This is a genomic window from Lapidilactobacillus dextrinicus DSM 20335 (genome assembly GCF_001436095.1).
In the GTDB taxonomy this organism is placed as follows: domain Bacteria; phylum Bacillota; class Bacilli; order Lactobacillales; family Lactobacillaceae; genus Lapidilactobacillus; species Lapidilactobacillus dextrinicus.
The window spans coordinates 208383-223031 of sequence record NZ_AYYK01000004.1 but is presented as its reverse complement, the minus strand read 5'-3'; the positions used below and the strand labels follow the sequence as shown (position 1 = coordinate 223031).

General features: G+C 38.6%; 15 protein-coding genes and 1 pseudogene. 12 read left to right on the top strand and 4 right to left on the bottom strand.

Translation table 11 applies throughout. The features are described from left to right. Positions 1–398: 398 nt before the first annotated feature. Both FC84_RS03205 and FC84_RS03200 read left to right on the top strand, forming a co-directional pair. A complete protein-coding gene (locus tag FC84_RS03205) occupies positions 399–1277 on the top strand; it encodes a YitT family protein (protein WP_057755303.1) in 879 nt (292 codons plus the stop codon). An 8-nt stretch (positions 1278–1285) separates the two neighbouring features. Further along, a complete protein-coding gene (locus FC84_RS03200) occupies positions 1286–2194 on the top strand; it encodes a deoxyribonuclease IV (protein ID WP_057755300.1) in 909 nt (302 codons plus the stop codon). 68 nt (positions 2195–2262) lie between these two features. Here the strand turns inward: FC84_RS03200 and FC84_RS03195 are convergent, their stop codons facing one another. Continuing rightward, positions 2263–3081: a pyruvate, water dikinase regulatory protein gene (locus tag FC84_RS03195; protein ID WP_057755295.1), complete on the bottom strand. Its 819-nt coding sequence runs from the start codon at positions 3079–3081 to the stop codon at positions 2263–2265. Positions 3082–3290: 209 nt separating this feature from the next. Here FC84_RS03195 and rpsU point away from each other — a divergent pair, with 209 nt between their 5' ends. From rpsU to glyS, 10 genes are all read left to right on the top strand, one after another. Then, positions 3291–3470 (top strand): 30S ribosomal protein S21, encoded by a 180-nt coding sequence (gene rpsU / locus FC84_RS03190; RefSeq protein WP_057755293.1) that lies wholly within the window; start codon positions 3291–3293, stop codon positions 3468–3470. Positions 3471–3554: 84 nt separating this feature from the next. Beyond that, positions 3555–4004 carry a GatB/YqeY domain-containing protein gene (locus tag FC84_RS03185; protein WP_057755290.1) on the top strand — a complete coding sequence of 150 codons (450 nt, stop codon included), beginning with the start codon at positions 3555–3557 and terminating at the stop codon, positions 4002–4004. 78 nt (positions 4005–4082) lie between these two features. Then, positions 4083–5081: a PhoH family protein gene (locus FC84_RS03180; RefSeq protein WP_057755278.1), complete on the top strand. Its 999-nt coding sequence runs from the start codon at positions 4083–4085 to the stop codon at positions 5079–5081. Further along, on the top strand, positions 5062–5538 hold the full coding sequence (ybeY, locus tag FC84_RS03175) for an rRNA maturation RNase YbeY (RefSeq protein ID WP_057755276.1): 477 nt from the start codon (positions 5062–5064) through the stop codon (positions 5536–5538). Before FC84_RS03180 ends, ybeY begins: the two co-directional genes overlap by 20 nt. Beyond that, positions 5522–5920: a diacylglycerol kinase family protein gene (locus FC84_RS03170; protein WP_057755274.1), complete on the top strand. Its 399-nt coding sequence runs from the start codon at positions 5522–5524 to the stop codon at positions 5918–5920. The genes ybeY and FC84_RS03170 overlap by 17 nt, the downstream gene beginning before the upstream one ends. Positions 5921–5939: 19 nt before the next feature. Continuing rightward, positions 5940–6335, top strand: a complete 396-nt coding sequence (gene cdd, locus FC84_RS03165; protein WP_057755272.1) for a cytidine deaminase — start codon at positions 5940–5942, stop codon at positions 6333–6335. Beyond that, positions 6332–7234, top strand: a complete 903-nt coding sequence (era, locus tag FC84_RS03160) for a GTPase Era (RefSeq protein ID WP_057755269.1) — start codon at positions 6332–6334, stop codon at positions 7232–7234. Before cdd ends, era begins: the two co-directional genes overlap by 4 nt. 2 nt (positions 7235–7236) lie before the next feature. After that, on the top strand, positions 7237–8037 hold the full coding sequence (recO, locus tag FC84_RS03155; RefSeq protein ID WP_057755266.1) for a DNA repair protein RecO: 801 nt from the start codon (positions 7237–7239) through the stop codon (positions 8035–8037). A 457-nt stretch (positions 8038–8494) separates the two neighbouring features. After that, positions 8495–9403 (top strand): glycine--tRNA ligase subunit alpha, encoded by a 909-nt coding sequence (gene glyQ, locus FC84_RS03150; protein WP_057755263.1) that lies wholly within the window; start codon positions 8495–8497, stop codon positions 9401–9403. Further along, entirely contained in the window at positions 9403–11481 is a 2079-nt protein-coding gene (glyS, locus tag FC84_RS03145; protein WP_057755260.1) for a glycine--tRNA ligase subunit beta, read from the top strand. Before glyQ ends, glyS begins: the two co-directional genes overlap by 1 nt. A gap of 55 nt (positions 11482–11536) precedes the next feature. On the opposite strand, the gene FC84_RS03140 is transcribed toward glyS, so the two are convergent. The 3 genes and pseudogenes from FC84_RS03140 to trpX form a co-directional block, all read right to left on the bottom strand. Then, positions 11537–12298 carry an ABC transporter ATP-binding protein gene (locus FC84_RS03140; RefSeq protein WP_057755257.1) on the bottom strand — a complete coding sequence of 254 codons (762 nt, stop codon included), beginning with the start codon at positions 12296–12298 and terminating at the stop codon, positions 11537–11539. Continuing rightward, the gene (locus tag FC84_RS03135) at positions 12295–13191 is read right to left on the bottom strand and encodes an ABC transporter permease (RefSeq protein ID WP_057755254.1); all 897 of its coding nucleotides are present in this window, start codon (positions 13189–13191) and stop codon (positions 12295–12297) included. The genes FC84_RS03140 and FC84_RS03135 overlap by 4 nt, the downstream gene beginning before the upstream one ends. Continuing rightward, positions 13188–14191: pseudogene (gene trpX, locus FC84_RS03130) on the bottom strand (tryptophan ABC transporter substrate-binding protein). The gene FC84_RS03135 and the pseudogene trpX overlap by 4 nt, the downstream one beginning before the upstream one ends. Positions 14192–14649: the final 458 nt, after the last annotated feature.

Sequence of the window (14649 nt, the reverse complement as noted above, 5' to 3'; positions counted from 1 at the left end):
TCCGACAATAAGTAAGACACTCATATCATGATCTAATAACTTGTCTGTTAGCGCTGGAGTAAAGTTGACATCAGTGATGAAATTGTTGTTGCAATTTATTGCTTACAACAAGACCTGACTTGCAGACAATTTTTGCAAAAATTGCCTACAAGCAGTGTCCCTCACGTTCCATGCGCAACTTTGTGGCAGCGCGAAGAAGTAAAAAAACTAGCTAACCAGTTTAAGTTGTTTACAATTGTTTCGTGTATTTAATAAGTGATGGCTGGTTTTAGCGGCAGGGAATTCATAACAAGTTTAATTTAAGCCGAAGTTTTATTTTCTTGCTGATTTTTTAGTTGTATAATTATTCGATGTGTTACAATATTGGCAAATGCTCTAAATGAGAGGGATTTACTTATATGTTTAATGATATCGAACGTGTTATCCGACGGCATTCTAACTTAACTAAGTTATCAATGGCGTTTTTCTATGCGATTTGTGTGTCCATCGCCTTGAACTTTTTCTGGACACCTGGACACATTTATTCTTCAGGAATTACCGGTGCGGCGCAGTTGGTTTCTAACTTGTTAGCGAACACCCCGTTTAAGTTAACGACACCAATTTTGTATTTTGCTTTCAACGCGCCATTGTTTGTCTTGGCCTATTCCAAAATTGGCCATCGCTTTACTTATTTCACATTTTTTGCGGTTTTATTCTCAACGATTATGATGCATTTAATCTCGCCGTTAAAAATCACGTTTGATCCGATTGTCTGTGCAATCTTTGGTGGTTTGATTAATGGTTTAGGGACAGGGATGGCCTTGAAATATAATATTTCAACCGGTGGTCTTGATATTATTGGGATCGTTATTCGTAAAAAAACTGGCCGTAGTATGGGCTCAATTAATATTGCCTTTAACTTATTAATTATCTTCGGTGCCGGTTTTGTCTTCGGTTGGGTTCATGCTTTATATAGTGCCATGGGAATTTTTGTCAATGGGGCAGTAATTGACATGGTTTATACTAGTCACCAACGTTTACAGGTTATGATTGTGACTGATCATCCTAAAAAAGTTATCAGCAGCGTGCAAAAGTCATTGCGTCGAGGAATTACAATTGTCCATGACGCTGAAGGTGCCTATAAACACGAAGAAAAAACAATCTTATTTACCATTATTTCTCGTTACGAAATGCATGATTTTGCTGACGCGATACGCCAAAGCGATCCTTATGCCTTTGTAAGTATCACTGAAGTCTTCAAGTTAATGGGGCACTTCTATGAACCAAAAGTTGAGTAGGTGACAATATGACAAATTCAGAATTAATCATTGGCTCGCACGTTTCAATGAGCGGCAAAAAAATGTTAGTCGGTGCAGTCCAAGAAGCTCAAAGTTATCAAGCTAATACAATGATGATCTTTACTGGTGCACCACAAAATACCCGACGCAAAGACAGCAGTGAAATGAAGATTCCTGAAGGCCAAGCACAAGCAAAATTGGCTGGCATTCAAAGTATTGTGGTTCATGCACCTTATATCATTAACTTAGGCAATACGATTAAACCTGAATCTTTACCTTTTGCGATTGAATTTATGCAGGGAGAAGTGCAACGGGCTGATGCTATTGGTGCTTTTACGATGAGTTTTCATCCTGGCGCTCATGTAGGCGCTGGTGCTGCGGCAGCAATTAAGCAAGAAGCTCAGGCACTTGACCAAATCATTAGCGAACAACAAAATGTCACGATTGCGCTGGAAACAATGGCTGGCAAAGGAACAGAAATTGGCCGTACTTTTGAAGAGTTAGCAGCTATCATTGATCAAACCCAACATAACGACAAATTAAAGGTTACCTTTGATACTTGTCATACTAGTGATGCTGGCTACAATATTCGTGAAGATTTTGATGGTGTCTTAAACGAATTCGATCATATTATTGGTTTAGATCGTTTAAGTGTGGTTCATTTAAATGATTCTAAGAATCCTCAAGGTAGTCATAAAGATCGCCATACTAATATTGGGTTTGGCACAATTGGTTTTGATGCTTTGAACTATGTGGCTCATCATCCGCAATTAACAACTGTTCCGAAGATTTTAGAAACACCTTATGTCGGCATTACCGATGATGCCAAGGGAACAATTGCGCCATATGGTGCAGAAATTGCGATGCTGCGCGCACAAAAATTTGATCCAGAAATGAAAATAAAATTACGAGCATAAAAAATAAGGTGAGTGCAAACTAATTGCACTTACCTTATTTTTTAAATTCTACGTTTATTAAGCAGCTTTTAATAATGATCCAAGCCTAAGTGTTCCATAATTAAAGTAGCCGTTTCTTCAATAGAACGATTAGCCACGTTAATGACATAGCAGCCAAGTTTTCTATACAGTGCCTTAGCAAAGGCTAGTTCTTTCTTAATGGCATCCATATCTGAATAGGTGGTATCGGGATTTAAACCGTAAGCAATCATTCGCTCACGACGAATATTATTGAGAACCTTGGGATCATTGGTTAAGCCAATAATTTTCTTAGGGTCCACTTGATATAATTCATCGGGAATATGAGCTTGGGGAACTAATGGTAGATTAGCCACCTTAATGTTACGATTGGCTAAGAACAGCGAGATTGGTGTTTTGGACGTACGAGAAATCCCTAGTAAGACGACATCCGCTTCTAAGAAACCACGAGGGTCTTTACCATCATCATACAACACGGCAAATTCCATGGCAGAGATGCGATCAAAATAAGTCTCGTTAAGATGATGAAGGGCACCAGCCTCATGAGTAGGTTCTAATTCAAATCGTTTGCTGACGCTACGTACTAAAGGTGAAAGCAGATCGATGGATGTTAAGTTATTATTAGCGGCTTCAATTTGAAGATATTCACTTAAACCTTGCGTTACCAAAGTGTGGGTAATGATCGCATCTTTTTCCTTCGCATTTTCAATTAACTCATCAATTTTTTCTTTGGTGTTCACAAATGGATAGCGTTCATAAATTGGCTTAATCTCTGGGAACTGGGCCATAGCTGCTTGAGTCAGCTTAAATCCTGTCTCACCAACGGAGTCTGAAATTAGAAATAAATATAATTGTCTAGGTTGAGCCATTGTTTTTACCTCATATCATTTATTAGTTTCAATTAATTTTAACATATTTAGCGCTTTCACGACGATTTATTATGAATTAATACAAAATTTACTAAAAAGGTTATTGACCACATTTTCATCTTTCGCTATAATAATTAAGAACCACTGTGATGTAGTTGTTTATTCGCACAACAGAGTAGTTACATAGAAACTGGAAGGAGGGAAATCACATGGCTAAGACAATTGTCCGCGACAACGAGTCTCTTGATGATGCTCTTCGACGTTTCAAACGTTCTGTTTCTAAAAGTGGTACGCTCCAAGAATACCGTAAACGTGAATTCTACGAGAAACCAAGCGTTAAGAAAAAGCTGAAGTCAGAAGCAGCTCGCAAACGTAAGAAATTTAGATAATAAATTTTACCCTCTTGTTTTTTGGATTACATTTTGTGATCTTCTACGACAAGGGGGTATTTTTTCACGAAAGGAAACTTAATAATGACATTAAACGAACAATTAACACAAGATTTAAAAGACGCAATGAAGGCTAAAGACAAGACTAAGTTAAACGTTGTGCGAATGATCAAAACGGCCTTGACTAACGCTAAAATTCAAAAAGGTACTGACTTGTCAGCTGAGGATAAATTACAAGTACTGAGTACTGAAATGAAACAACGTAAGGATTCTTATGCTGAATTTGAAAAGGGTGGCCGCGAAGATTTAATGGCTGAACTTAAAGCTGAAATGGCCATCGTTGAAAAATATTTACCTAAACAATTAAACAAAGCAGAATTATCAGACTTAATTAGCGAAACTATTCAAGAAACTGGTGCAACTTCCATGAAAGATATGGGTAAAGTGATGTCAAACTTGATGCCAAAAGTTAAAGGTCGTGCTGATGGCGGCCAAGTTAACCAAATTGTTAAAGAACTTTTGACGAATAAGTAAGCGCGCGAAAAATTCAAACCAGTGCCAAACTGTGCTAAAATTCAATTCATAGATAACTTTTTGATTGGAGCGAAGTCGTTGGTAGAGCAATCAGGTATTGAAAAAACATTTATCTTATCAGATCCTGACCAGGCGCTAAGTATTTTAGGTGTCAATGATGAATACCTACATTTGCTCGAAGAGGGAATGGCTGTTAATATTCATGCCTTTGGAGAACGAATTGTGGTAACTGGATCAGCAGTTGCAGTTGATCGGGTGATCAGTATTTTTGAACAATTGACGCGTTTATTGCGCCAAGGTGTCATGATTAACAATAGCGATATTTTAAGCGCCATGAAGATGGCCGATCGGGGCACGTTAGAATACTTCAGTGATTTATATACTGAAGAGATCGTTCGTGATGCTAAAGGTCGTAGTGTGCGCGTTAAAAATTTAGGTCAACGGCAGTATGTTCAGTCGGTTAAACATAACGAAATCACTTTTGGAATTGGCCCTGCTGGTACCGGTAAAACTTATTTGGCCGTTGCCTTAGCTGTTGCGGCAATGAAAGCTAACCAGGTTCAACGGATTATTTTGACGCGCCCGGCAGTTGAAGCAGGCGAGAATTTGGGCTTTTTACCTGGTGATCTTAAAGATAAAATTGATCCTTATTTGCGGCCGATTTATGATGCCCTTTACAATATTATGGGAACCGAGCACGCTAACCGTTTAATGGAGCGTGGCATTATTGAAATCGCACCATTAGCTTATATGCGTGGGCGAACTTTAGATGACGCTTTGGTTATTCTTGATGAAGCGCAGAACACAACCCCTGCACAAATGAAGATGTTTTTAACCCGACTGGGCATGAATTCTAAAATGATTGTTAACGGTGACGTTACTCAAATTGACTTGCCGCACAATCAACGCAGTGGTTTAATTGAAGCCGCAAAAGTTTTGAAAAATGTTAAACATATCGGATTTGTCGAACTATCTTCCGCTGATGTTGTTCGTCATCCCGTAGTCGCAAGTATTATTGATGCTTACGAAAAATACAATCAGGAGCAAATAAAGAAGCATGAATCTGGAAATAATTAATGATCAACACGTTTTACCCGCAGAGCGCGAAACATGGATTCGCGATTTAGTCGAATTTGCTGCTAAAAAGTTGGCAATGCCTGAAGATACTGAAATGTCGATTAGTTTAATTACTGATGATAAAATTCGTGAGATTAATCGCGAATATCGCGGTAAAGATCACGTCACTGATGTTATCAGTTTTGCAATTGAAGATGATGAAAGTGATCTACCTGACTTTGAAGCGTTGGCTGCTGAATTAAATATTCCTCGTAACATTGGTGATTTATTCATTGCACCAGAACACGTTCAAGAACAAGCCGTTGAATATGAACATAGTTTTGACCGCGAATTTGGTTATACAATTGTTCATGGATTCTTGCATCTTAACGGCTATGATCACATCGAACCTGAAGATGAAAAAGTGATGATTAAACTACAAGAGGAAATTCTAGATAGCTATGGCCTTAAACGATAAAAAACAAACTGACAAGAATCATACTTTTTTTCAGTCATTCCGACATGCTTTAGAAGGCCTTAGAACCACGTTAGCTGACGAAAAGAACTTTAAGCGCCATTTGGTCATTGCAACGTTTGTTTTGCTACTAGGCTTCTTATTTGGTGTTAGTAAGCTTGACTGGCTATGGTTAATTGTTGTTATTTTCTTAGTGCTGATTGCCGAGCTTTGGAATACAGCAGTTGAATATTTGATTGACTTATTAGTGGCTAAGCACTATGACCCACTAGCTAAAAAAGTAAAAGATGTATCAGCAGCCATTGTCTTAGTCGCCGCATTTTTGGCTGCGATTGTTGGTGTCATTATTTTTATGCCTTATATTTTAAATTTTTTAAATCTATAATGGTTGGGGAGGTCATTTGATGAATGAATTGATCGAACAAGCACAACAAGCCCGTCGACAAGCGTACGTCCCATATTCTCATTTTGCTGTTGGTGCGGCAGTGTTAACAGATGACGGAAAAATTTTTCAAGGTTGTAATATTGAGAACGGTTCTTACGGCATGACAATTTGCGCTGAACGCGTGGCCATGTTTAATGCTGTTTTAGCTGGCTATCATCACTTCAAAACAATCGCCGTCACCGGCGACACACACGGAGCTGTTTCACCATGTGGTGCTTGTCGCCAAGTGATGACGGAGTTTATGCACGCCGATGATCAAGTGATTTTAACGAATTTAAACAATGATATTAAGAAATTTACCGTTGACCAAATACTACCATACTCATTTTCATTAAAGGATGATCCGATTAAATGACAGATTATAAATCCGGCTTTGTGGCATTGCTAGGCCGACCTAATGTTGGTAAATCAACATTAATGAACCGTCTAGTTGGCGAAAAAGTCGCCATTATGTCACCCAAAGCCCAAACCACCCGTAATAAAATTCAAGGTGTGGTTACTGATGACGAAGCACAAATCGTCTTCTTAGACACCCCGGGAATTCATAAACCTAAAAATGACCTTGACAATTATATGGATAAGGCTGCTTTTTCAGCGTTAGCTGAAGTTGATATTGCCATTTATATGACTGGTGCTGAAGACAAAATTGGCCCTGGTGATCGTTATATTTTGGAACAGTTAGCTAATATCAAGGCCCCATTATTCTTGGTTATTAATAAGATCGACTTAATTCATCCTGATGATTTATTATCAATGATTGTTGAATACCAAGAAATTGCTAACTTTGCTGAAGTAATTCCCTTATCAGCTACGCAAGGCAACAATGTAGACGAATTAATGACCGAGATTAAGAAATATTTACCAGCTGGTCCTAAATTTTATCCCGATGATCAATTAACGGATCATCCAGAATACTTTATCGTCGCAGAATTAATTCGCGAGAAGATTTTGGAATTCACGCGCGATGAAATTCCTCATTCAACGGCTGTCATTGTTGAAGACATGAATCGCTTTGAAAGTGGCAAGCGTGTGATTAATGCCATTATTTATGTCGACCGCGATAGTCAAAAGGGAATTGTGATTGGTAAAGGCGCCGCCATGATCAAGAAAATTGGCATTGGTGCCCGGCGTGAAATTGAAGCTTTACTAGGCGAAAAAGTAAACCTGAAACTACAAGTCAGTGTGCAACGCAACTGGCGTGATAATCCGCTGTTCTTAGCTCGAGCTGGCTATAACGCCAAGGACTTTAAATAAAAATGGCTTTATTTCGCGATACAGAATTCCGCGGAATTGTCATGTATCGGCGTGATTATCGCGAACGTGACTTACTCGTTCAGATTTTAACGGACAAGTATGCAGCCAAAATGTTTATGGTTCGTGGTGCTAAGAAACAAGGTTTTAAACTACAGACTGCTATTTTACCCTTAACGTTTGCTGATTATATTGGCGCAATTAATACGCAAGGCTTGTCTTATATTTCCGCCACCAAAAGTACAAACTTGTACACCACTATTAGTGCAGACATTGTTCTACAAGCTTACGCGGCGTATTTGTTAACCTTAGTAGCTGCTGCTTTTGATGAAGGTAAGCCACTTGGTCAATATTTTGATTTGGTTAAAACAGCAATGGATAAAATGAATGGCGGGACCGATCCGCAATTATTAACAAATTTAGTTGAAATTAAGTTGCTGAATCAATTTGGTGTCGCACCGCATTTACAGGATTGTGTCATTTGTCAACGAACCGATTTACCAATGGACTACTCTGAACAATATGGTGGTTTGCTTTGTCAGAATCATTGGCATCAAGACCAACATCGATTGCACGCTCAGCCCAAAACGATTGCTTTAATGCAAGGTTTGGCGCGAATCATGCCTCAGCAATTAGGAACGATTAATCTCAGTGTGCGGACTAAGAAAGATCTACGACGAATTCTTGATAAGATTTATCAAGACCAAGTCGGTTTACAATTGAAAAGTAAGAAGTATTTAGACGAAATGCTGCGCATGCCGCAATTAACACCAAAAAAAGTTGACAAGTCGTCCGAAAACGATTAGACTTTTTTACGAATTCAATATTATTCTAGCTTGATGAGGATTTAATGATTTTAAAACAGCGAGTGTGGTCAGTGAAAGCACACCAAAAATCAGGGCACCTCAATAGAGTGCGCGAAGCAATTAGTTGTTTCAAACACATTTATATTTAAAAAAAACAATTAAGTGCAGATGCCTAGCATCTGAATTAGGGTGGAACCGCGAAATTACTCGTCCCTATGTTACGTTTAGCGTAGCATAGGGACTTTTTTTGTAGAGTGTGAAAGCCAATGGTTTGATGGTGACGTCTTAATGATAAGGCATAGCTGTGTATTAACACAGATGAGGTTTATCATTAAGTATAGCCATCAATTGGCTTGAGTACGTTTCACTTAATTGCCTTGAACGTTGTTTTGATTCCTAACTCATTGCAGTTCTCATCAGCTACTTAACCACGATTAAATAAGGAAAGGTGAATTTTATGGTTAAACATTTGAATGTACAAGAAATGATTTTAACATTGCAGAAATTTTGGTCACAAAAAGGCTGCATGTTAATGGAGGCCTACGATACAGAAAAGGGTGCCGGAACAATGTCACCATATACATTTTTACGGGCGATTGGTCCAGAACCTTGGAATGCCGCTTACGTTGAACCTTCACGGCGTCCTGCTGATGGTCGTTACGGCGAAAATCCTAACCGATTGTTCCAACATCACCAATTTCAAGTTGTCATGAAACCTTCACCAAAAAATATTCAAGAGTATTATTTAGATAGTTTACGTGAATTAGGCATCGAACCTTTGGAACATGATATTCGTTTCGTTGAAGACAACTGGGAAAACCCATCAATGGGTTGTGCCGGTGTTGGTTGGGAAGTTTGGCTTGATGGTATGGAAGTTACTCAATTTACTTATTTCCAACAAGTTGGTGGGTTAACCGTTGATCCTGTGACTTCCGAAATCACTTATGGTGTTGAACGTTTAGCTTCTTACATCCAAGAAGTTAACAATGTTTTTGAACTCGAGTGGGGCGATGGCGTTCTTTATGGCGACATCTTTAAAGAACCTGAATATGAACATTCTAAATACGCCTTTGAAGAAAGTGATCAAGAAATGCTATTAACTTTCTTTAATGACTATGAAAAAGAAGCACTTCGTTTAATTAAATTAGGGTTAGTTCATCCAGCTTATGATTACGTTTTAAAATGCAGCCATACGTTTAACTTGTTAGATGCCCGCGGCGCAGTTTCTGTTACAGAACGGGCCGGCTATCTTTCTCGTATTCGGCGGTTAGCTCATCAAGTTGCGCAAGCCTTTGTTGATGAACGTGAAAAACTGGGCTTTCCATTATTAAAACATGCCCAAGAACAAGCTGAGGAGGAAAAATAATGGCAGCAAATTATTTATTTGAAATTGGCTTAGAAGAAATGCCAGCACACGTTGTTCGTCCTAGTATTGAACAACTGGTTGCTAAAACAACTAACTATTTAAAAGAACAACGTTTAGATTATGCTGAGATCAAATCTTTTGCGACACCACGGCGCTTAGCTATCTTAATTAGCGGCTTAGCAGAACGCCAACCAGATAAGGTTGAAGAAGTGAAAGGTCCAGCTAAGCGAATGGCTTTAGATGTTGATGGTCATTTTACTAAGGCGGCTATCGGTTTTGCTCGTGGTCAAAAAGTTGATCCTGAAACCATTACGTTTAAAGAATTTAAAGGCGAACCATACGTCTTTGTTGAAAAGAAAACCGTGGGTCAACCTGCTGCTGAAGTGCTTGCAGGTATTCAAGATATCGCTAAGGGCTTAACTTTCCCAACTCGAATGAAGTGGGGGAGTAATGAATTTGAATACATTCGGCCAATTCATTGGTTAGTGAGCTTGCTTGATGAACAAATTGTGCCTATGCAAATTCTTGACGTTCAAGCTGGTCGTATTACTCAAGGTCACCGCTTCTTAGGCAAGCCGATTGAATTAGCAACAGCAACAGATTATGAAGAAGCATTGGCTCAGGAATTTGTCATTGCTGACATGGCTAAACGTCAAGACGTGATTGAAAAACAAATTCAGGACATTGCTGCTGAAAACAACTGGCAAGTTGATCTTGATCCTGATTTGTTAGAAGAAGTTGTCAACTTAGTTGAATATCCAACGGCATTTGCTGGTCACTTTGCTGAAGAATACTTAGCTGTTCCCGAAGCAGTTTTAATTACGTCAATGAAAGATAATCAGCGTTACTTCTATGTTCGTACTCAAGATGGTCAGTTAGCACCATACTTTATCGGTGTTCGTAACGGTAATCACGATTATCTTGAAAACGTGATTTCTGGTAACGAAAAAGTTTTAGTTGCACGTCTTGAAGATGCTAAGTTCTTCTTTGAAGATGATCAAAAACATACCATTGCTGATTATGTTGATAAATTAAAGACAGTTAGCTTTCATGACAAGATTGGGACCATGTACGAAAAAATGCAGCGTGTTGCTTTAATCGCACGTAACCTAGGCGAAATGTTTAATTTAAGCACACAAGAACTAGCTGACTTAGATCGTGCTGCTCACATCTACAAATTCGACTTGGTAACTGGTATGGTCGGTGAATTCCCTGAATTGCAAGGGGTAATGGGTGAAATCTACGCTAAAATTTTTGGTGAAAATGAAGCTGTTGCTCAAGCAATCCGCGAACACTACATGCCAACTTCTGCTGATGGCGACTTACCAGCTTCTAAAGTTGGTGCTACCTTAGCAATCGCAGATAAATTAGATACGATTTATGCTTTCTTCTCTGTCGACATGATTCCAAGTGGCTCAAACGATCCATATGCTTTGCGCCGTCAATCATATGGTTTGGTTCGTATTTTAGTTGCCAACCACTGGCACTTGAAGTTACGCGACTTACAACCTCGGATTGCCAACTCATTAGCTGAAAATGATTTAACTTTCAATCTTGACTGGACTAATAACGCTCAGAATGCTCGTCATTTCTTCGTTGATCGCATTCGTCAGTTGTTTAATACTAAGAACTTACGCCATGATATGATTGAAGCAATCGTGGCTTCTGACAGCGCTGATCCAGCAACCATTGCTGATATTGCTAAGACATTAGTTCAACACAGTCACGATGATGATTTCAAAGAAACGATTGAAGCCTTGACTCGGGTTTCACGCTTGGTTGCCCAAGCTGATCTTGACCTGGACACTTTAACCGTTGATCCAAGTTTGTTTGAAAATCCATCTGAACAAAAATTATATGACGCAGTTGAAAATATTCGCGATAGTTTCAAACAACAAACAATCGCCGAAAATTATGAACAATTACACGCTTTACAACCATTAATTGCCAATTATTTTGATGAAAACATGATTATGGCAGATGATGAAAAAGTTCGTCGTAATCGTTTAATTCAATTAGCGTTGATTCAACGTTTAATTAAGATCTTTGGTAACTTACAAGAACTCGTTGTTAAATAATAAAAGGTGTTATCGTAGCAATTCGCTATGATGACACCTTTTTTATTTAATTAAGTTAACCAAAATAAGTTAACACAGTTTGTTTCGTTAGCGCGGCTTTTTGTTCACCACTAATCTCTAATAAAATCTGACCAGCATTTAAAATAATGAGACGATTGCCATATTTTAAAGCATCTTCTAAATGATGAGTAATCATCAAACAAGTCAGTTGTTGGGTCGTTACAACTTGATTGGTTTGCCTCATTAATTGAGTACTGGTCCTAGAATCAAGAGCAGCCGTATGTTCATCTAGTAATAATAGTTCGGGACGTTTTTCAGTCGCCATTAAGAAGCTTAACGCTTGACGCTGTCCACCAGATAAATTTTCAGTTGGTGTATCTAAGTGTTGATCTAAGCCATTACCCATTGTCGCTAATAATTGTGTAAACTCATGCCGTTGTTGTTTTAAGTGACGCGGTTTAAGCGTGCGACGTTGGCCACGGTGTTTAGCAAGCAATAAATTTTCGGTAACGGTCCTTCTTGGCGCTGTTCCTAATTTAGGATCTTGAAAAACTCGGGCAATTTGTCGAGATCGCTTTTCTGGACTTAAATGATTAATTGCTTGCCCATTTAGTAATATTTCACCTGAAGTTAGCGGTAAAAGACCAGCAATTGTATTAAATAAGGTGGATTTACCAGCACCGTTGGTACCTAACACGCTAATAAAATCACCTGAATTAATTGTTAAATTGAGATTTTTTAATATTTTCGTTTGTTCAACATTTTGTTGATCAGCTGCAACAACAATATTTTTAAGTTGCAAGATTGGCATTGTCATCCGCGGCTCACTCCTTTACGCAATAGTTGGTCAAGTTTTAACTTCTTGCTGACTTGCGGTAATAACAAACAAATCGCTAAAATAATGGCCGAAATTAAATTTAAATCGTTGGTACTAAAGCCAAGCTGTAAAACACCGAGAATAACAAAACGATAAATAATACTGCCAAGGGTTACAGCAACAAGTCGTTGATTTAAAGTTAAGGTCCCAAAAACAACTTCACCAATAATAATCGACGCAAGAGCAATCACAATAATACCAATCCCCATATTAACGTCAGCATAACCATTGCTTTGTGCGATTAATGCGCCGCTTAAAGCAATTAAACCGTTTGAGACCATTAACCCCAAAATTATCATATTATCAGTATTAATACCGATAGACTGGGCCATCACCGGATTATCGCCAGTCATAATAAAAGCTTGACCTAAATCAGTTTGCAAGAAATAAATTAATAAACTAGTAATGATGATAATGGCAATTAACCCAACCAGGACACTATCAAAATAACGGGGGAGTGTTTTGAGAAAATGTTGGCTAAAAATTGTTGCTTGGCCAAGTAATGAAATATTTGATGTTCCCATAATCCGCAAATTAATGGATAAACAAGCGGTCATAACCAAAATACCAGCCAGTAAAATAGGCACTTTGCCTTTAGTATAAAGTAATCCTGTAATCAAACCAGCAACAGCTCCGGCTAGAAAAGCTAACCCAATTGCCGCAGTGGGCGTGAGGTGGTGCGTTAAACTGGTGACGGCTACTGCCGCCCCTAAAGGAAACGTGCCTTCAACAGTCATATCTGCAAAATTTAAGGTCCGAAATGTTAAAAATAATGCAACGCCTAAAATGGCCCATAATAAGCCTTGACCAATAGCAGAAACAATCATACTCATTTAATCATCTCTCTTTTCGTTTGTGCCTGATGAACAACGGACTTAGGTAGATTAATTCCCAACGTTCGTGCTGTTTTTTCATTAATGACATTGAGACCTTTCGTCACGTAGGCTAAAGGATAGTTGGCTGTTTTACGGCCTTTTAAAACTTGACCGGCCATTCGACCAGCAACTTTACCTAAGTCAAATTGGGTGATAGCATAAGCTGCCAACGCACCGTCTTTAACCATCGTATCAGCAGAAGCAAAAACTGGTTTTTTAGCACCATTAGCCGCACTTACGAGTGTTTTCATAGCAGTCGCAACATTATTATCTTGTGGTGCATAGACGGCATCAACATCACGAACCATTTGTTGGGCCACTTGTTGCATATCATTCGTATTACTAATCATATAGAATTTTGGCGTTAGACTGGCTTGAGTAACCAATTTAGCAAAGTTCTTGGCATTATATTCACCACCATGGTCACTGGAAGAATAAATGATGCCGATTTTTTAGCTTGTGGGACAACTTCTTGTAGTAACTGAAGTTGCTTATCTAAAGGCGCATCACCTGAAGTGCCCGTCACATTACCGCCAGGATGCTGATCTGTTTTGATTAGCTTAGCCCCAACCGGATCGGTGATACCTGCTAAGAGCACCGGTGTCTGACCTTTGGCAGCATTGGCGCAAGCTTGCGCAGCAGGGGTGGCAATGGCGGCCATTAAATCAACTTTTTCATCCACAAATTTTGTACTCATGGTTTTTAAATTACTTTGATCACCTTGAGCGTTTTGAAAATCAAGCTTGACCGTTTGACCATCAATAAAACTCTCTGACTTTAAACCCGCAACAAAACCTTGATGAATTTCATCTAAAGCAGGGTGGGTTAATGGTTGTAAAATGCCAACAGTTGGAATTTTTTTGGTGGTACTTAGTGTTTGGTTCTGGTTGGTCTTAATGAAAGCCTCAATTAAAAAAATAAGCAAAGCTCCAATAAAAGTAAGCATTCGTTTCATCATCATAACCTCATTTTCATTGATAAAATTAATCACGAGATACAAAAAAGGCAAACCAGCATTTCTGCTCGTTTGCCTCAATTAAAAGGAACAGCAGAAGTCTGTTGATGGACGTTTTCCATGCAGACTTCTTTTTAACACACAAAAGTTAGCCAGCACAGATACAAATTGTTTGCCAGATTGTATCCGTGTGACGGCACTACAATCTGTTCTGCTGGCTTTGCCATGAACGATTAAGATTAGTTAATAGCTTTTGCATGTTCATTACTCCTTTACGTATTTGAGTTCCTTGAGAAAGATTATTCAGCACCGCTAAGTGTGTTTAACAAATCCTAAACAATTCGCTCACTTGAAATTGACACTAGTGTAGCCAATGCTTAATTAACTGTCAACAGTTTTTGAAATCATAATCTTTTTATTTGTTTACTTTCTGAAATAGTGGTATATTATAACTTGCGAAA